Below are 17,526 nucleotides of genomic sequence, written 5' to 3' on the forward strand. Positions count from 1 at the left end.
CTCACGCCGAGCGCGCGAGCTCGGCAGTGATGTGCTTCGCCGACGGGGTGACGATGGACACGAATTGCGCCTCTCGGAACCGACGGAAGGCCTCCGAGCCTTCTTGGTAGCCACGGGCGCCGAATTGCAGCATGGCAGCCTGCGCGCTCTCCAAGGCCAGCCAGGAGACATCGAGACGCAGCCGCAGGATCTCAAGGAACGTTGAGCGATCAGGATCAGCCTGACGCTCCGCCGCCACCGCGATCCGCTCGTGCAGAACGGCGATCCGCTCCTCAATCGCTTCCGGCGGGAGCGGCAGAGCAGCAGCCTGCCGCCGGCCCCGGTCGTCCGTCCGCATCAGCGCGGCGACGCCGCGGGCGAGACCGAGCCCCATCCCGGTCTGCAGCAGCACGAAGCCATTACGGATGCGCGGCACGAAGGCCGCCGCGTCGGGCGCGATGACGTCGTCGTCGGACACGAACGCGTCGCGAATCAGTACCGTGTAGGTACCGGTGCCCTCAAGCGCGACGAAGCGGGTATTCGCTGCGAGCCCGACGGTGTCCGTGCCGGTCGTCAGCGCGGCCATGACGCGCCGGCCATCGTCCAGCGCGAAGATGGCGGCGAAGCGATGGCCCGGCGCGAGGTTGGAGACCCAGGGAAGCCGGCCGCGCACTCGGTAGCCGCCCGGCACACGCGTTCCCGAGAGCGCCAGCGGCTCAATGCCCGAGAAGGCCTTCATCGGGTTTGAGAGGCCCGTCCCGCCGAGATGGCGCCCGTCTGCCGTTGCGGCGAACTGGCCGGCGGGGCCGGGCGCGTCGCTCCGGGCGAGATACCAAACGAGCGCGTCCTGGCACCAGGTGCAGAAGGCGGTGGACAGGCAGGCCTCGGCAATCTCACCCATGGCCTCGATCGCCCGTAGCAGTCCCGCTGCCGTCCCATCGGTATGATGCGCGAAGGCCCCCGCGGCACCGAGGGCCCGCAGCACCGTTTCAGGGTAGGCGCCCGCATCGATCGCCCCGATCTGGGGACGCAGATCGACCGCCACGATGTCGGCAACGCCGCGGGTCGTCTCGGGCCCGATCGCCGGGGCTACTCCCACGTCGACGCTCAAGCCCTGACCACGGTGACGGGCACCGGGTTCTGCACGGTGTTGAGCACAGGCGACCATTGGGCAGCATGCGCGATGAGGTCGTCGAGTTCCGCCGCACTCGCGCCCTCGATGTCGAGACGTGCCTTGAGCCGCACGGCCGTCAGCCCCACCGGCTTAGGCGACAGGTCGCCCGTGCCCCAAACCGAGGTGATGTTAATGTCGCCCTCGCTCTCGATCTCGATCGCTCTCACGGTCCAGCCGCGGGCGACGGCATTGGCCTGAAGGCCAACCGCCACGCAGGTTCCGAGCGCAGCGAGCAGCGCTTCGGTCGGGTTCGGAGCGGTGTCGTCGCCCAGCAGGCCAGGCGGCTCGTCGACCACATGTGCGTCGAGGTTGCGCACGTAGGTGAGGTGGCGAAAGCGGCGCCCCTCCGCCACCGTACGGGCTCGGACGGTGCGAACGGCGGTGGGATCGGCCTTGCCCTTCTCTGAGAGAGCATTCAATGCGCCGGGATCGATCGTCTCGAAGGACGCGACGATCTCGCGGGCGGCGGGCGCGGCAGCAGTCATGAGCGTTCTCCTCAGGTGGCGGGGATCCAACGCGCCCGCGCCGCAAGGCGGCCGAGCGCGGCATCGAGGGCGTAGCCGATCAGCCCGATCAGCAGGACAAGGGCGGTGAGCCGATCGTACGAGAGCGTGTCGCGCGCGTCGTTGATGGCGTATCCGAGACCGCTGGTGACCCCGAGATACTCAGCGGGAACCAGCACGATCCAGGCGACGCCGAGCGCCAGGCGAAGGCCCGTGAGGATGTCCTGGAGCACGGCCGGGATCACGACGAACTGCAACGTTCCGAGCGGCCCTCCCCCGAGGTTACGGGCGAGCGTCAGCCAGACCGGATCGATCCGCTTCACGCCTGCCGCGGTCGAGAACAGAATCGGCCAGACCGCAGCCGCCGCGATCAGAAACACGATGGCGCCGTCCCAGCTCGGGAAGCTCAGCACCGCGACCGGCATCCAGGCGAGGGGTGATATCATGCGCAGGAGCTGGAAAGGCGGCTGAAGGGCGCGCTCGATCCAGGGCAGACTGCCGACGAGGAGGCCGAGAGGAGCGCCCGTCAGGAACGCGTATAGCAGGCCCTGACCGATCCGAGAGAGACTCGGCGCCGCGGCGCGCCACGCTTCGCCCGAACGGACCAGCTCGGTGAAGGCGAAGAGCGCCGATTCCGGTGCAAAGCCTGTGAACGCTGCGTAGGCGGGGTTGCGGGCCAGGAGCAGTCCTGCACCGAACCAGAGGGCAAAAAGTAGGGCGAGGCCGGCCAGCGGCGCGAGCTGCCACGACAGTCCCCGGCCCTGCAGCCGTTGAGGTGCCTCGGCGGGCATGGCCGCCGATGTCGGCAGGACCGCCTCGGTCGCGCCCACGGTCACAGCGTCAACACTTCGGTGCGCGTGTAGGGATCGGCGGATTCAGCCGGCAGTCCCTCCGGGTAGCGCTTCAGCGAAGCCAGCACGAAGCGGTCGTCCACGAGGTCGCGGGCGACGAAATCGGGATCCAGGCCCTTGAGGAAGGTCGCATCGCCCTCGACCACCGTCCGTCCCATCGCTTCGACGATCAGCTTCGTCGCCGACGGATAAGGCCAGGGCTGGAAGTCGATACGGCTTGCGGCCCAGTCGGGATGGCGGATCGCGCCGCTCTCGGCATAGGCCGGGCCGTAGTCGGTCACGGCCTTCACCACCACATCGGCCGGCATGGGCAGGTAGCCGCGACCGTCCTTCGAGATCAGCCGTGCCACGGCCGCCTTATTGGCGCGTGCGTGGATCTGCGCCCGCACCACCGCGTCGACCACCTTTCCTGTCCAGTCAGGACGCTCGACGGTCGTGCGCTCGTGAGCGACGACGACGCAGCAGGGATGGTTCTTCCAGATGTCGCCGGTGAAGCGCAGCATCCGGGCGCCAGCCTTGATTTCGCCCAGCGCATTGAACGGCTCGGCCACGATATAGCCGTCGATCTTGCCCGCCGCGAGCGCGGGCGGCATTTCGGGTGGGGGCAGGATCTGAATGGCGCACTCGCCGGCGCCGACCTCGCCGCGGATCACCGGCGTGACGCCCGATTGGCGCAGGGCATACTGCAGCACGACGTTGTGCATCGAATACCAGTACGGCACCGCGACCCGCTTGCCCGCGAGATCCTTGAAGTCGTTGATCCCGCTTTTGCCGCCGACGACGATGCCGGAGCCGTTGGTATGGGCCCATGCGAGCACCTTGACCGGGAACTTGTTGTTGTACCGCATCCAGATCGGGATAGGCTTCAGCAGATGGGCGAGGTTGAACTTGCCGGCCGCAAACCCCTCGACCAGAGCCGACCAGGAGCGCACCGGAACCGGCTCGGCGACCTTCAGCCCGGCTTCCTCGAAGTAGCCCTGGGCGTGGGCGACGAGGAGCGCCGTCGCATCCGTGATCGGCAGGTAGCCGATGCGGACGGTCTCGTCGTCGGCCGCGTGGGCAGCGCGGCTTGAGACCGTCCCACCGAGCAGCGCAGCGAGGCCGCCCCGCGCCAGCGCATCGAGGGTGTTTCGGCGCGTCCAGTCGGCGCGCGTCCACTCATGTGTCCAGAGGTCGGACAAATCGTCGGGAGCGCTCATGGGTGTGGTCCGGTTAGGCGGCGCGGCGATCGAGACGGCCAAAACCTTCCCGCAGCTCGGCTTCGGCGTCGGAGCCGAGGATGAAGTCTTCCACGATCCCTGCTGGCCGGCCGCCAAGGATCACAGCGCGTTCGGCGAGCGCCGCCACGTCGGCAAGGTCGTGCGTAACGACGACGAGCGTGAGTTCGCGCTTGCGCGCGAGACGGCCGACTTCGGCCCGCAGGCCGCCGCGCATCTCGGGATCCAGCGCGGAGAACGGCTCGTCGAGGAGCAGGATGCGCGGTTCGCTGGCCAGCGCCCGGGCGAGGGCGACCCGCTGCTGCTGGCCACCGGAGAGCTGGTGCGGCCGCGCCTCGGCGCGCTCACTGAGCCCGACCTCCTGCAGAAGCCGTAGCGCATCCGCCCGGGCACCACCGCGGCTTTGTCCGACCCGGCCGGCCAGGCGGGCGGGCAGCAGCACGTTGTCGAGCACGCTCGCCCAGGGCAGGAGGGCGGGGCGTTGAAACATCATCGTCGCAGCCGCGACCGCTCCGTCCGTCGGCGCACCGTCGATCCGGACTGCGCCGGAAGTGGGGGGGACCAGCCCAGCGATGATCTGCAAGAGTGTCGATTTGCCGACACCGGAAGAGCCCAGGATTCCAACACGCGATCCGGCGGCAATCTGCAGATTAATGCCCCGCAGGACGGCGTGTGCCCCGTGTCGTAAGCCGACGTCTTCGAGACTGATCTGCGGCGCGGACACGGTAACTCCATCGCGGCTGAAGGCATGCCTGTAGCCGCGCCTCTCTGTGGAGGAGCAGATGCTTCTGACTCGCTACACACGAATTGATGCACCACATGCTGCGCCCTCGCAATAAACCGATTTTCTAACTTTCGTATCTCTAACGTGATAAAATTCTTGGACCTCCGGGTTGGGCGATAACCTTTTATCTCAATCGACGGATGTGAGCTCGAAAACTTCGATCCGTTCGAGTCCCGACTGTCGGCGGGACGAGCACTCGTCGTGAGGCCGAGCGTCATCTCGGGCATCCACGACGGGCTACCCCGTAGATCTGGAACTGCGTTGCCATTCTGAGCCCCCGAGCGAGCTTCGAACTGCCGCCAGGGGATCGGTGACGAAGCCGTCGCAAGTCGGCGCGCATCCCGGCAACGCCGGTTTTCTGAAGCTGGTTAGATGGTTTTAGCAGACCGAGGCGATCCAAGGGGCAGACCTGCCCCCCGGGAGTCGGGCATGCTGTCCGAATCTGTCAGTGGTCGCTGCCGCGTCCAGCCGGCCGCTATTGATGAAGTCGAAATGCTATGCTCGATGCAGGCGAAGGCTCCTGCTCCGGGTTATCCGCTATGGCTTCTACCGAGCGCACCATCACGTACTATTTCAGCTTCCTGTCTTTGTGGTCCTACGTCGGGAGCCTTGCCTTCCGCGACCTCGTAGATCGCACCGGCGTGCACGTCCTGTACAAGCCCGTCGACCTGTTTGCTGTCTTCGCGGCGGGTGGCGGGAAGCCTGTCAGGGAACGCCCTCTGCAGCGCCAAGCCTACCGGCTCGTCGAGATGCAGCGCTGGCGTCAGATCCGGGATATCCCGCTGGTTCTGCATCCGAAATACTACCCGGCCGATCCCTCACTAGCCCACCGCGTGCTGCTGGCGGCGCTCGACGAAGGGAGCGATGTCGCGGCCTACGTCCATGCCGGGCTGAAGGCGGTCTGGGCCGACGAGCGCGACATCGGCAACCCCGACACCGTCCGGCGCTTGGCTGAGGAGAGCGGCCTGGACGGCGGTCGTCTGCTGCTTCGGGCCGAAGCTCAGGATCTGCGCGAGCGCGAGGTCGATCTGACCCGGGAGGCCATTGGGCGACAGGTGTTCGGCGCCCCGTTCTACTTCTACCGCGACGAACCGTTCTGGGGGCAGGATCGGCTGGATCTGCTCGAGGCGGCGATCCGCGGGGACGGCGCGGCGATCACGCTGCCGGATCTGTCCGCGCCGGCTTGACGGCCGCCCGCGTCCACCGGCCTGCAGATCGGGCTTAATCCGATCGCGGCCCGGTCCCGGTGGAGCCCAGCAGCGCGTTGAGGGCGATCGCCGCGATCGCGGTGAGCAGAATCGGATCCTTCACAATCGGCTGCAGGGCTTCGGGCACGGCCCGGAAAAAGGCCGGCTGCACGATCGGGATTAAGCCGAGGCCGAGAGACACGGCGATAACCAGGGCGTCGCGGCTGCCCGGCCGCGCGTAGTCGACCTGTGCGAGGATGCGGATGCCGGTCGCCGCGACCATGCCGAACATCACCAGGGAGGCTCCGCCGAGAACCGGCTGCGGAATCGAGGCGGCCACGAAGGCGATCTTCGGGACGAGGCCGAGTAGCAGCATGATCCCGCCAGCGCTCGCGCAGACCCAGCGGCTGTGCACGCCGGTAAGGCCGACGAGACCGACATTCTGCGAGTAGGACAGGTAGGGAAACGTGTTGAACAGGCCGCCGATCAGCGTCCCGAGCGCGTCGGCCCGCAGGCCGCGCCGGATGTCTTCGGTGCCGACCGGGCGCCCCGTCATGACCGAGAGGGCAAGGAACATCCCGGTCGCCTCGATGAAGACGATGGTCATCACGAGGCACATGATCAGGCAGGGAACGAGGTGGAAGCTCGGGGTGCCGAATTGCAGCGGCAGCACGACCCGCAGCCACGGCTCCGTGCCGATCCCATCGAAGCGCGTCCAGCCCAGGGCGAGGGTCACGCCGTAGCCGAGGGTGATCCCGAGGAGCACTGAGATGTTCGCCACGAATCCGGGACCGAACCGGGCCAGGAGCAGGACCGCGGTGAGCACGCTCGCGGCGACCGCGACGGTGCCGGGCGCCCCGAAATCGGCGGCTCCCGCGCCGCCGCCGGCCCAACCGACGGCGACGCGCGTGAGAGCGATGCCGATCATCGTCAGGATCGTGCCGGTGACGACCGGCGGGAAGAAGCGCATCACCTGACCGACGACGGGCACGACCAGCAGCCCGTAGACACCGCCCGCAATGACGGCGCCGTAAATGCCGTCGAGCCCGACGCCCGGCATCGCCGCCATGGCGAGCATCGGCTGGATCGCGATCGCCGTGACACCCATGATCACCGGGAGACGGATCCCGAACGGGCCCAGCCCGATCGTCTGGATCAGCGTGGCGATCCCGCAGGCGAACAGATCGGCGTTGATCAGGAGCGCAATCTGATCCTTCGGCATCTTCAGCGCGCCGCCGATGATCAGGGGTACCGCGATCGCGTTGGCGTACATCAACAGCACGTGCTGAAGCCCAAGCGCCAGGAGCCGATGCGCCGGCAGGACGGCGTCGACCTCGTCCTTCGCATGTCGTCCCGTGTCAGGACGCGTTGAAGGCTGCGGCGCTGTCGTGGGGACTGCGGGGGCTGAGAGGCCGTCCATGAATTTCTACCGGTATCAGGCGCGAAAATACGGCGTGTCGTCCTCAGTCTTGCGTCTGGCTTCTAGCCTGGCACAGGTCTGGCGCACGGCCTTCGGGGTGCGGGGGCCGCGGATGGCGGCGTTACCGAGGCGGCCGAACATAGTTCCTTCCGAATCATCCGGATTCGCTCGGCCACTGAGTCGATGATCGGCGTCCGCGCGGTCGTTCGGCTTGTCGCTGCCGCTATCGAGGCGCGGTCGGGACTGGCTCCTCGTTCGGCGCCTGGCAAGCTCGGTCGATGAGTCAGCTACCAAACCGGTTCGAGGAAGCCGCTGAAGGTTTTCTCGACGTAGGCCTTCACCTCAGGCGATCGGACCGCGACAATGAATGCCTTCAGGCGTGGGTCGTCCCGGTTCTCCGGCCGGGACACGAAGCTCAGCGTGTAATGCCGGTCGCCTTGGCCGTCCGAGATCAGCGCCGTCCGAGGATTCCCTCCCGCTGCGAACAGATACGTGAAGCTCACCTGGGCCAGAGCAACGTCGTCGAGGGCACGGGGCAATTGCGCCGCGTCCAGTTCTAGGATCCGCAGGCGCTTCGGATTCTCCACGATGTCGGCCACGGAGGCGTCGTCCCCCGCACCCGGCGTCAGCTTGAGGAGGCCTGCCGTCTGCAGCAGGCGTAGGCCGCGGGCCGCGTTCACGGGGTCGTTGGCGATGGCGACCCTGGCGCCTTCGGGGACCGCATCGATCTGCGTCACCTTCTTCGAGAACAGCCCGACCGGCAGCACGAAGGCGCCTTCGACAGGGACGAGGCGGTAGCCGCGCGCCTTGATCGCGGCCTGCAGGAAGGGAACGTGCTGGAACAGGTTGGCGTCGAGGTCGCCGTCGGCGACCGCCTCGTTCGGCGTCACCCAATCCGTGAATTCCACGATCTCGACCGATTGGCCGCCCTTCCGCGCGATATCGGCGGCGAAGGCCAGGATCTGGCCGACCGGGCCGGCGGTCGTGCCGACGCGTAGCGGTTTCTCTGCGGAGGCGGGGCCGACGATGAGGAAGGCCGCACCGAGCCCGAGCAGGACGCGACGGTCAGGAAACGGGTACATCGGCTGGCGTCCGAGGCAAGAGGGTTTACGATGCGGCGCGCAGGGCATGCGGGGGCCGGCCGACGCGGAATGCGGCCCCCGGGTGGCTGTCCTTCAGGAGGGGGCCCGTGCCCGGGAAGAGCTTCTCCCGCAGGACACCCTCGGCATAGCGCGTCTTGTAGACGCCGCGGGACTGCAACTCCGGCACCACGAGATCGACGAAGGCCTCGATCGTCTCAGGCGCCACGGCGCGAGTGAGATTGAAGCCGTCGACGTCGGCCTGTTCCGCCCAAGCGAGCAACGCGTCGGCGACCTCGGAGGGTGAGCCAACGATGAAGGGCGCCCGGGCACCCCGCGGCCCGAATTCCGCGAAGTCGGCGAGCGTGAAGGGGCGTTCGCCCGGCTGCGTCAGGTTCTCTACCAGCGAGCGCATGGCGTTGGTCTCCTGGTAGGCCAGCGGTTCGTCCGGCTTCAGGCCGGCGAGGTCGATGCCGGTCCAGCCCGAGACCAGGGCGAACTGGCCCTCGGCATCGACGTAGCGGGCGTATTCGTCGCGCAGATCGAGGGCTTCGGCGCGGGTCGGGGCGACGATCACCGTGGCGCCAAGGAACATGCGGATGTCGTAGGGGTCACGCCCGGCCGCTCGCGCCGCCTCGCGGATGGAGCGCACCGCCTTGCCCGCTAACGCGGGGGTATGGCCGTTCAGGAAGATCGCCTCGGCATGCCGTGCGGCGAACAGCTTCCCGCGTGAGGAGGTCCCTGCCTGATAGAGCACCGGCGTGCGCTGTGGCGAGGGCTCCCCGAGATGGCGGCCATCGACCCGATAATACGGCCCATCGTGATGGATGCTGTGGACCTTCCCGGGATCGGTGAACACGCCGCCCGCGCGGTCGCGCTGTACGGCCCCATCCTCCCAACTGCCTTCCCACAGCTTGTAGGCAGCCTCCAGAAAGTCTTCGCCGGCCTCGTAGCGGACGTCGTGGGCGCGTGCTTCGGACAGCCCCATGCCCCGTGCCCCGCTCTCCAGGTAGCCGGTGACGATGTTCCAGCCGACCCGCCCCCCGGTGAGGTGATCGAGCGTGGTGATCCGCCGCGCGAATGTATAGGGATGCTCGTAGGTGAGGTTCGCGGTCACCCCGAACCCGAGATGGCGCGTGGCCGCCGCCATGGTCGGCACCACCAGGAACGGGTCGAGGCTCGGCGCCTGGGCCGCCCGGGCCAACGCAGCATCGGCATTGCCGCCGTAGACATCGTACTGGCCGATCACGTCGGCAAGGAACACGCCATCGAACAATCCTCGTTCAGCGGTGCGGGCGAGCGCGGTCCAGTAATCCAGCGTGTTATAGGCCGCCGTCGTGTCCCGCGGGTGCCGCCAAAGACCCGCCCAGGTATGGCCCGGCGAGGCCATCTGGAAGGCGTTCAGCCGAACTTCGCGGCGTGCGGGCATGAATGACCTTTGACGAGGCATCGTCGAATGCGGCTTGTGAGTTCACAGTCGCAGACGAAAGATATGTGGAGTTCTGCCGTCGTCAATAAGAAATTTGTTCCGCCAGAAAATGTATTCGAAGAAAAAATCCGATGGAATTTCCTGCTTGAAAGATAAAGCTTTTAAACGACGAGCTTCATCTCAGCACCCGCGGGAAAGGCGGTGGGTACTAGGGGGATAGGCGCATCGCATCAAACGCCCGATCTCACGGTCCTCGCCTCACGACGGACGCGGTGGGCGTTTTGTCAAAACCTTTTCGACGCGCTTGGAGCTTCTGCAGCGGACGCCTCGCATCTGAGCGGTTGCCGGAAATCCAAACGAATCATCCAAGCCGACCATCCTCAGAGCGGGAGAGATATTTGTTCTTGATTGGCCGGTCGTATGTAAATTTATTGTTCTTTTGTACCAAAATTTCAGAATTAAAAACACATTTGTGCGAGATTGTTGGGATGTATCCTTCATTCATAGTTGACTGGGCTACGTGATTTGCAGCTAATGACTGTGATGCCGCAGAGCACGCGCAGCGATAAACACGAAGCGGAGATTTGACTTCCCTATGGGTCGCGTTTGGACGAGAGGGTTGATCCTCGCTGCAAGCTTGTTGATCGACTCGTATCCGGCCTATGCCCAAGGCGGCGGGGAGACGCTGACCGCGATCGTCCAACCGGAGCCGGTTAGTCTATCGGCCGCGCTAAATTCTGCCGCACCGACAGGGGTGGTGAGTGGGTCGATCTTCGACGGACTCGTGGATTACGGAACGGACCTGAAGCCGAAACCCGGACTGGCTGAAAGCTGGGAGGTCGCGCCAGACGGGCTTTCGATCACCTTCCATCTCAGGCACGGGGCGACGTGGCACGACGGCGTGCCGTTCACTGCGGCGGATGTGAAGTGGACGCTCGAGAACGTCTGGCAGAAGATCCATCCCCGCAATCAGGTGACCTTCGCGAAAGTGATACGGGTCGATACGCCGGACGCGTGGACGGCGGTTCTGCGCCTCAGCGAGCCGTCGGTGGCAATCCTCAGCACCGTCAATAGCAACGGCGCCCAAATCCTGCCGAAGCACCTCTACGAGGGGACGGACATCCTCAACAACCCGTACAACAACAAGCCAGTGGGAACGGGCGCATTTGTCTTCAAGGAATGGGTGAAGGGTAGCCACATCACCCTGGAGCGGAACCCAAATTACTGGGACAAGGCGAAGCCGGCGCTGGACCGCGTGATCTTCAAGATCATCCCCGACGCCGCCGCGCGCTCGGCCGCCTTCGAGAAGGGCGAGGTGCAGTATGCGGCACTCAGCCCGGTGCCGCTGCGGGATGCCGAGCGTCTGTCCAAGCGCCCGAACCTGCGTGTGGAGACCCGCGGTTACGAATGGCTGTCACCCTTCCTCTTCGCCGACTTCAACGTCGACCGGCCTTATCTGAAGGACGTCAGGGTGCGCCGGGCACTGGCCCAGGCGATCGATCTCTCGGCCTTGGCGAAGGTGGTCTGGTACGGGTTTGCCATCCCGGCCACGAGCCCGATACCGTCCACGCTTCCCGAGTTCCACGATGCCACCGTACCGAAATACCCGCTGGACCCGAAACGGGCCGAAGCCCTGCTGGATGAGGCCGGGTTCAAGCGCGGCTCCGATGGGAGTCGGTTCAGCCTCAACCTCGACTACATACCCTACGGCGACGATTTCAAACGCACGGGCGAGTTCATCAAGGCCTCGCTGAAGCGGATCGGGGTCGAGGTCAACGTGCGCAGCCAGGACACGGCCGCCTACACGCGCCGCCTCTACGGCGACCGCGACTTCGACATCGCGATCACGTGGTTTGCGGCCTTCGCCGATCCTCAGGTCGGCGTCACGCGGGCCTACTGGTCGCAAGCTATCGGCAAGAACATCCCGTGGACGAATGCCTCGGGTTACCGCAATGCCGCGATCGACACGATCATTTCGGATGTCCAGGGCGAGCCCGATGGGGCGAAACGCGTGGCGTTGTTCAAGCAATTCCAGCGGACTGTGATGGAGGATCTGCCAACCTTGCCGCTCCTCGAACTCCGGTTCTTCACGGTGGAAGCGTCCAATCTCCGTCACCCGATCACGGGAGACCAAGTCTACGGATCGTTCCGGGACTTCACGATCGAACCACGCTCCAACTGATGAGGACCGGAGCCCGGACTCAGCCATGATCTCCCGACGCAGCTTCGGATCGGCGGTGGCCTTGTCCACCCTCGTCTTCGCCGCCGGACTTCGGCGCCCCGGTCATGCCAGCGAAGAGCCGCGCCGCGGAGGCACGCTCAACGCGATCATCCAGCCTGAACCGGTCTCGCTCACGGCTGCCGTTCTCGCCGCCGCACCTACCGGGATCGTGGGCGGCAATATCTTCGATGGGCTGGTCAAGTATGACCGCGATCTGAAGCCGCAACCGGAACTTGCGACGCGCTGGGAAATCAGCCCCGACAGCCGCACGATCACGTTTCACCTGCGCGAAGGGGTGACGTGGCATGATGGCCAACCCTTCACATCCGCGGATGTCGCGTGGTCGCTCGAAAACGTCTGGAAGCCGCTGAACCCCCGCAACCCCGCGCTATTCCGGAACATCGCCCGTGCCGACACGCCCGACTCGCACACGGTCATCTTCCATCTGACGGAGCCGTCCATCGCCCTGTTCAGCATGCTGAACGGCAACGGCGCGCAGATCCTGCCGAAACACCTCTATGAGGGGACGAATGTCCTCACCAATCCCTACAACCTGAAGCCGGTCGGGACCGGCCCGTTCGTGTTCAAGGAATGGGTGAAGGGCAGCCACATCCTGCTCGAACGCAATCCGCATTACTGGGACGTGGGAAAGCCATACCTCGACAGGATCGTGTTCAGGGTCATCCCAGACGGTGCTGCCCGCGCTGCCACGCTCGAGAAGGGCGAGATCCACTATGCGCCGCTCAGCCCGATCCCGCTCAGGGACGCGGAGCGTCTGGCGAAGCTTCCGACCATCAAGGTGGGAACGGAGGGCTACGATTGGCTGACGTCGTGGCTCTACCTGGACTTCAACGTCAATTCCGAGCCCTTCAAGGATACCCGCGTGCGCCGCGCGGTCGCTCACGCGATCGACAAGGACGCACTGATCAAGGTCGTCTGGTTCGGATTCGGCAAGGCGGCGGTTTCGCCCATCCCCTCGAGCCTGAAAGCGTTCCACAACCCCGACGTGCCGCTCTATCCGTTCGATCCGAAGCGGGCCGAGGCCTTGCTTGACGAGGCCGGCCTGAAGCGGGGTCCGGACGGCATCCGCTTCACGATCACACATGATTATCTGCCTTACGGCGAGGATTATCGACGGACGGGCGAATTCGTGAAGGCCGCGTTGAAACGCATCGGGATCGAGGTCACCCTTCGTGGCCAGGACACGGCCGCCTTCACCCGGCGCGTCTATGGGGACCGGGATTTCCAACTTGCAAGCTCTTGGTCTTCGACCTTCCCTGACCCTCAGATCGGCGTGACGCGGCTCTACACGTCGGAATTCGTGGGCCGGAATATCCCCTGGTCCAACGGGTCCGGGTTCCGCAATGCGGAAACGGATGCGATCTTCAAGGCCGCGGCAACTGAGCCAGACCCTGCGAAGCGTATCGCGGCCTGGAAGCGGTTCCAGGTGATCGCACAGACCGAGTTGCCTACCCTGCCGCTCGTCGAGTTAAAATTCTTCAACGTTTACGCCGCCAAGCTGCGGAACGCGGTGACGCGCGGGGATCAGATCTTCGGTCCGCTTACGGAGGCGTGGCTTGACGAACCGGCGAAGAGCCAATGAGCGCGGTCGGGCTCATCCAAAGGCTTGCACCGGGTGTACGCTGGGCGCGTCGTCTGGCGCAGATCGCGTTCATCGTGATCGGGATCGCCACGGTGAACTTTTTCCTGCTGCACTTGGCTCCAGGGGACGCCGCGGAGGTTATGGCCGGGGAGGCCGGCGCTGCGACGCCTGAATTCATGGCGGCTTTGCGCGAGCAATTCGGGCTCGATCAGCCGCTCTATATCCAGTTCGGGAAGTATCTCGGAAACGTCCTGACGCTGAACCTCGGCTATTCCTTCCGGCAGGGCCTGCCTGTTTCCCGGCTGATCCTCGACCGCCTGCCCGCGACGGCCCTGCTGATGGCGGCCAGCATCACCTTCGCGCTGGTTGCAGGCGCCGCGCTCGGCTTCCTCGCGGCCCGGCGCGCCGGTCACCTGACGGACACGATCATTTCGGTCATCGCGCTCCTCTTCTACGCGACCCCCGTCTTCTGGATTGGCGTCGTGCTGATCGTCATCTTCTCCGTCTGGCTCGATTGGCTGCCCGTCGGCGGCATGGCGACGATCGAGGCAGGATATCAGGGCACCGCCTACGCCCTCGATGTCGGCCGGCACTTGGTGCTTCCGGCCGTGACCCTCGGCCTATTCCACCTCGCCATCTACACGCGCCTGACGCGCGCCTCGATGCTTCAGATTTACGGACAGGATTTTGTCCGCACGGCCGTCGCGAAAGGGGTTGCGCCGGGTCGCATCGCGGTCCGGCACGTGCTCCGCAACGCGCTCCTGCCGATCGTCACGATGCTCGGGATGCAACTCGGCTCAATCTTGGGCGGGGCGATCCTGGTCGAGACGGTGTTCTCGTGGCCCGGCCTCGGTCGGCTCGCGTTCGAGGCTCTGTTTCAGCGCGACCTCAACTTGCTTCTCGGTATCCTGCTCGCCAGCTCGATCCTGGTGGTCGTCGTGAACATCGCGGTCGACCTCGCCTATGGCTTCCTCGACCCACGAGTGGAGATCAGCTGAGATGGGGACACTCACCTCGTTGCCCGTCGCGAAGGTGAGGCGCGCTCGCGAAGGGATGCGGCTGCGCGTTAACAGCTCGGCGCTGACGGGCGGCATCATCCTGGCACTAATCCTGGTCGGCGCGGCCGCCGCGCCTGCCCTCTACCCGGGCGATCCGCTCGACATGGCGGCGTCTCCCTTCATCTGGCCCGGGACGGATCCTGCCTATCCGCTTGGCACCGACATGCTCGGGCGTGACATCGCCGCCGGCATCCTGCACGGCGCGCGCGTCTCGCTGCTGATCGGGTTGGTGGCGACGCTGGTGTCGATCGCGATCGGGGTTACCTTCGGCGCGCTCGCCGGATTCTATGGCGGGCGGATCGACTGGGCGTTGATGCGCGCGACGGAACTCGTCCAGACGATCCCGCCCTTCCTGTTCGCCCTTGCGATCGTGGCGATCCTGCAACCGTCGGTGCCGACGATCGTGATCGCGATCGGCCTTACGGCTTGGCCCAGCCTCGCGCGGCTGGTGAGGGCTGAGGTCCTGAGGCTCCGCAACAGCGATTTCGTCCAGGCCTCGATCTCGGTCGGGGCATCGCATCGCCGCATCATTCTGCTGGATATCCTGCCGAACACGTTCGCGCCGGTGATCGTCTCAGCCTCCATCCTGATCGCCAGCGCGATCTTGACCGAATCCAGCCTCGCCTTCCTCGGGCTCGGTGATCCGAATGTGGCCAGCTGGGGCGGCATGGTAGGCGCTGGCCGCGAGGTGCTTCGGACGGACTGGTACGTCGCAACGCTTCCGGGCCTCGCGATCGTCGCTGCGGTGCTCGGCCTCAACCTGCTCGGCGATGGCCTCAACGACCTGCTCGACGTCCGGCGATAGGTCGGTTGGGTGATGTCGGTGCCTGTCATGAGGATCACAACGATGTGGTCCGGGCGAGGGATTGTCTTGGTCGAAGCCGATGGTCGGACCGCGGGTCGATCGCCGACGGGACCGGAGCTTGTTCAAGGCCGACATCGTCCGATCGGGACGTCGATGCGTCTCGGCATTCTGCGCCGCCGCGGAAGCCCGGGCGCGGCATCCCCTGAAGACCTCCGCGGATAGCAGACCGATGAGCTTACCCATCCTTGAGATCGATGCACTGAGCCTCGCGCTGCCTACAGGATCCGACAGGCCCTTCGCGATCGAGAGCCTCTCGCTCCATATCGGGGCCGGCGAAACGCTCTGCGTTGTCGGTGAATCCGGGTCCGGGAAGTCCCTGACCGCGCTTGCCACGATCGGATTGTTGCCGAAAGCCGTCCGGCCCGCGGGAGGGACGATCCGGCTCGCCGGGCGCGATCTCCTCGGTCTATCCGAGCGCGCCATGCGCGATGTCCGTGGCCGGGAGATCGGCACGATCTTCCAGGAACCGATGACTTCGCTCAATCCGGTCATGCGGGTTCGCGACCAGATCGCCGAAGCCTTCCAGGCCCATCGAGTGCTCGATGCCAAACGGCGTATCGCGCGCACGCTCGAATTGATCGCCGAGGTGGGGCTGCCGGATCCGGCCGCGATCGCCGGGGCCTACCCGCACGAGTTGTCGGGCGGGCAGCGTCAGCGCGTGATGATCGCGATGGCACTCGCGCTTGAGCCGAAACTGATCATCGCGGACGAGCCGACCACCGCCCTCGACGTCACCACGCAGGCTCAGATCCTGAAGCTCCTCGACGCGCTGCGGAAGAAGCATGACACTGCCGTGCTTTTCATCACGCACGATTTCGGCGTGGTCTCCGAGATCGCGGACCGAGTGGCCGTGCTCCAGCACGGGATCCTCGTCGAGCAGGGTTCGGCCGAGCAGGTGCTCCACCACCCGCAGGACGCTTATACGAAACGGCTGCTGGCGGCGGTGCCCTCGCTCGTTCCACCCGCGCCCAAGGATCTCGGAGAGGCCCCCGCGGCATTCCGAGTCGATGACTTGTCGAAGACATATCCCGGCCGCGGCTTCCTGCGCCGTCGTGCGGTGAAGGCGGCCGACGGCGTCTCCTTCGTTATCCGTCGCGGCGAGACGCTGGGGCTCGTGGGCGAGTCCGGCTCGGGGAAGTCGACGGTCGGCCGCTGCGTCATGCGGCTGATCGAACCGGACGCTGGCGCGATCCTCATTGGGGACGCATCGATCCGAGAGCTGACCCAACGCCAATTTCAGCCGCTGCGCCGGCGCGTCCAGATGGTGTTCCAGGACCCGTTCGCGTCGCTGAACCCGCGCCGCCGGGTCGGCCACATCATCGCGGAGGGGCCGATCGCGCAAGGCGTGCCAAGACGCAAGGCGCTCGCCGATGCCCGGACTATGCTTGGATTGGTCGGTCTTCAACCTACAGTCGCAGAGCGCTACCCACATGAATTCTCGGGCGGGCAGCGCCAGCGCATCGGCATCGCCCGGGCGCTCGCGCTGCAGCCGGAGGTTCTCGTGGCGGACGAGCCTGTCTCGGCGCTCGACGTCTCCGTCCAGGCCCAAATCCTCGCCTTGTTGCAGGACCTGCAGAAACGGCTCGGCCTCGCTATCCTGTTCGTGACCCACGACCTGCGCGTGGCGGCCCAGATGTGCGACCGCATCGCCGTCATGCAGAAGGGCCGGATCGTCGAACTCCAGCCGACAGCCGACCTCTTCCGCGCTCCACAGCATGCCTACACTCGGGCGCTCCTCGACGCCGTACCGGGTCGGTTCCTCCGGCCCGACTTCGACACGTGTTTTGCCGCGGCGGAGTAACTTCGGCCGGAGCGTTTGGACTTAGAGCGCCTAACAGAACCGTCTGATCTGGTTGAGTGTGATGAGGCTGGCAGCGAGGCTGGTGAAGGCTTCGTAGATGTCTGCACGTCGCTCGTAGCGCACGGGCAGCCGACGGAAGCGATTGAACCAAGCGTGCGTGCGCTCCACCACCCACCGATGCCGGCCTAGCCTCTCGCTGCTCTCGATGCCGCGGCGTGCGATGCGCGGTACAATCCCACGCGCCCGGCACTCGTGTCGGCGCGGTTCAGCGTCGTAGGCTTTGTCGGCGTGCAGTTTGTCCGGGCGGTGTCGCGGCCGGCCCCGCCGACCGTTGCGCACGGGTGGGATGGCATCG

General features: G+C 66.0%; 15 protein-coding genes. 6 read left to right on the forward strand and 9 right to left on the reverse strand.

The genetic code is table 11. From position 1 onward, the window contains the following. Position 1: 1 nt before the first annotated feature. Genes BM228_RS16745 through BM228_RS16765 form a run of 5 tightly spaced genes read right to left on the reverse strand, consistent with a single transcriptional unit; the run spans position 2 to position 4,448 of the window. Positions 2-1,090, reverse strand: coding sequence for an acyl-CoA dehydrogenase family protein (locus tag BM228_RS16745; RefSeq protein WP_244537171.1), 1,089 nt, complete (start codon positions 1,088-1,090; stop codon positions 2-4). Next, positions 1,087-1,638 (reverse strand): OsmC family protein, encoded by a 552-nt coding sequence (locus BM228_RS16750; protein ID WP_092042444.1) that lies wholly within the window; start codon positions 1,636-1,638, stop codon positions 1,087-1,089. The genes BM228_RS16745 and BM228_RS16750 overlap by 4 nt, the downstream gene beginning before the upstream one ends. A gap of 11 nt (positions 1,639-1,649) precedes the next feature. Then, entirely contained in the window at positions 1,650-2,447 is a 798-nt protein-coding gene (locus BM228_RS16755) for an ABC transporter permease (RefSeq protein WP_092042478.1), read from the reverse strand. 41 nt (positions 2,448-2,488) lie between these two features. Beyond that, entirely contained in the window at positions 2,489-3,706 is a 1,218-nt protein-coding gene (locus BM228_RS16760) for an ABC transporter substrate-binding protein (protein ID WP_092042446.1), read from the reverse strand. A 13-nt stretch (positions 3,707-3,719) separates the two neighbouring features. After that, positions 3,720-4,448, reverse strand: a complete 729-nt coding sequence (locus BM228_RS16765) for an ABC transporter ATP-binding protein (protein ID WP_244537172.1) — start codon at positions 4,446-4,448, stop codon at positions 3,720-3,722. Between the two features lie 599 nt (positions 4,449-5,047). On the opposite strand from BM228_RS16765, the gene BM228_RS16770 reads away from it, so the two are divergent. Then, positions 5,048-5,695 (forward strand): 2-hydroxychromene-2-carboxylate isomerase, encoded by a 648-nt coding sequence (locus BM228_RS16770; RefSeq protein ID WP_208612050.1) that lies wholly within the window; start codon positions 5,048-5,050, stop codon positions 5,693-5,695. Between the two features lie 34 nt (positions 5,696-5,729). On the opposite strand, the gene BM228_RS16775 is transcribed toward BM228_RS16770, so the two are convergent. The 3 genes from BM228_RS16775 to BM228_RS16785 form a co-directional block, all read right to left on the reverse strand. Beyond that, the gene (locus BM228_RS16775) at positions 5,730-7,115 is read right to left on the reverse strand and encodes a nucleobase:cation symporter-2 family protein (RefSeq protein ID WP_092042451.1); all 1,386 of its coding nucleotides are present in this window, start codon (positions 7,113-7,115) and stop codon (positions 5,730-5,732) included. 287 nt (positions 7,116-7,402) lie between these two features. Beyond that, positions 7,403-8,197, reverse strand: coding sequence for a MetQ/NlpA family ABC transporter substrate-binding protein (locus BM228_RS16780; protein ID WP_092042452.1), 795 nt, complete (start codon positions 8,195-8,197; stop codon positions 7,403-7,405). A 25-nt stretch (positions 8,198-8,222) separates the two neighbouring features. After that, on the reverse strand, positions 8,223-9,623 hold the full coding sequence (locus tag BM228_RS16785; RefSeq protein ID WP_092042454.1) for an LLM class flavin-dependent oxidoreductase: 1,401 nt from the start codon (positions 9,621-9,623) through the stop codon (positions 8,223-8,225). Positions 9,624-10,242: 619 nt separating this feature from the next. On the opposite strand from BM228_RS16785, the gene BM228_RS16790 reads away from it, so the two are divergent. From BM228_RS16790 to BM228_RS16810, 5 genes are all read left to right on the forward strand, one after another. Beyond that, positions 10,243-11,805 (forward strand): ABC transporter substrate-binding protein, encoded by a 1,563-nt coding sequence (locus BM228_RS16790; protein WP_244537173.1) that lies wholly within the window; start codon positions 10,243-10,245, stop codon positions 11,803-11,805. A gap of 25 nt (positions 11,806-11,830) precedes the next feature. Further along, positions 11,831-13,447: an ABC transporter substrate-binding protein gene (locus BM228_RS16795; protein WP_092042458.1), complete on the forward strand. Its 1,617-nt coding sequence runs from the start codon at positions 11,831-11,833 to the stop codon at positions 13,445-13,447. Continuing rightward, positions 13,444-14,445, forward strand: a complete 1,002-nt coding sequence (locus BM228_RS16800; RefSeq protein ID WP_092042459.1) for an ABC transporter permease — start codon at positions 13,444-13,446, stop codon at positions 14,443-14,445. Before BM228_RS16795 ends, BM228_RS16800 begins: the two co-directional genes overlap by 4 nt. Position 14,446: 1 nt before the next feature. After that, complete coding sequence (locus BM228_RS16805; RefSeq protein ID WP_092042461.1) at positions 14,447-15,310, forward strand: ABC transporter permease; 864 nt, start codon at positions 14,447-14,449, stop codon at positions 15,308-15,310. Positions 15,311-15,539: 229 nt separating this feature from the next. Beyond that, complete coding sequence (locus BM228_RS16810; RefSeq protein WP_092042462.1) at positions 15,540-17,171, forward strand: ABC transporter ATP-binding protein; 1,632 nt, start codon at positions 15,540-15,542, stop codon at positions 17,169-17,171. A gap of 30 nt (positions 17,172-17,201) precedes the next feature. Here the strand turns inward: BM228_RS16810 and BM228_RS16815 are convergent. After that, the coding region (locus BM228_RS16815; RefSeq protein ID WP_139234102.1) for a transposase at positions 17,202-17,526 on the reverse strand (325 nt) is incomplete at its 5' end.

The organism is Methylobacterium pseudosasicola (assembly GCF_900114535.1).
GTDB classification, from domain to species: domain Bacteria; phylum Pseudomonadota; class Alphaproteobacteria; order Rhizobiales; family Beijerinckiaceae; genus Methylobacterium; species Methylobacterium pseudosasicola.

What these genes read in the sequence shown, in the direction of transcription:
- BM228_RS16805 (WP_092042461.1), top strand. Translation starts at nt 14,447, where the DNA reads ATGGGGACACTCACCTCGTTGCCCGTCGCGAAGGTGAGGCGCGCTCGC.
- BM228_RS16800 (WP_092042459.1), top strand. Translation starts at nt 13,444, where the DNA reads ATGAGCGCGGTCGGGCTCATCCAAAGGCTTGCACCGGGTGTACGCTGG.
- BM228_RS16750 (WP_092042444.1), bottom strand. Translation starts at nt 1,638, where the DNA reads ATGACTGCTGCCGCGCCCGCCGCCCGCGAGATCGTCGCGTCCTTCGAG.
- BM228_RS16760 (WP_092042446.1), bottom strand. Translation starts at nt 3,706, where the DNA reads ATGAGCGCTCCCGACGATTTGTCCGACCTCTGGACACATGAGTGGACG.
- BM228_RS16780 (WP_092042452.1), bottom strand. Translation starts at nt 8,197, where the DNA reads ATGTACCCGTTTCCTGACCGTCGCGTCCTGCTCGGGCTCGGTGCGGCC.
- BM228_RS16775 (WP_092042451.1), bottom strand. Translation starts at nt 7,115, where the DNA reads ATGGACGGCCTCTCAGCCCCCGCAGTCCCCACGACAGCGCCGCAGCCT.
- BM228_RS16785 (WP_092042454.1), bottom strand. Translation starts at nt 9,623, where the DNA reads ATGCCCGCACGCCGCGAAGTTCGGCTGAACGCCTTCCAGATGGCCTCG.
- BM228_RS16755 (WP_092042478.1), bottom strand. Translation starts at nt 2,447, where the DNA reads ATGCCCGCCGAGGCACCTCAACGGCTGCAGGGCCGGGGACTGTCGTGG.
- BM228_RS16770 (WP_208612050.1), top strand. Translation starts at nt 5,048, where the DNA reads ATGGCTTCTACCGAGCGCACCATCACGTACTATTTCAGCTTCCTGTCT.
- BM228_RS16795 (WP_092042458.1), top strand. Translation starts at nt 11,831, where the DNA reads ATGATCTCCCGACGCAGCTTCGGATCGGCGGTGGCCTTGTCCACCCTC.
- BM228_RS16810 (WP_092042462.1), top strand. Translation starts at nt 15,540, where the DNA reads ATGAGCTTACCCATCCTTGAGATCGATGCACTGAGCCTCGCGCTGCCT.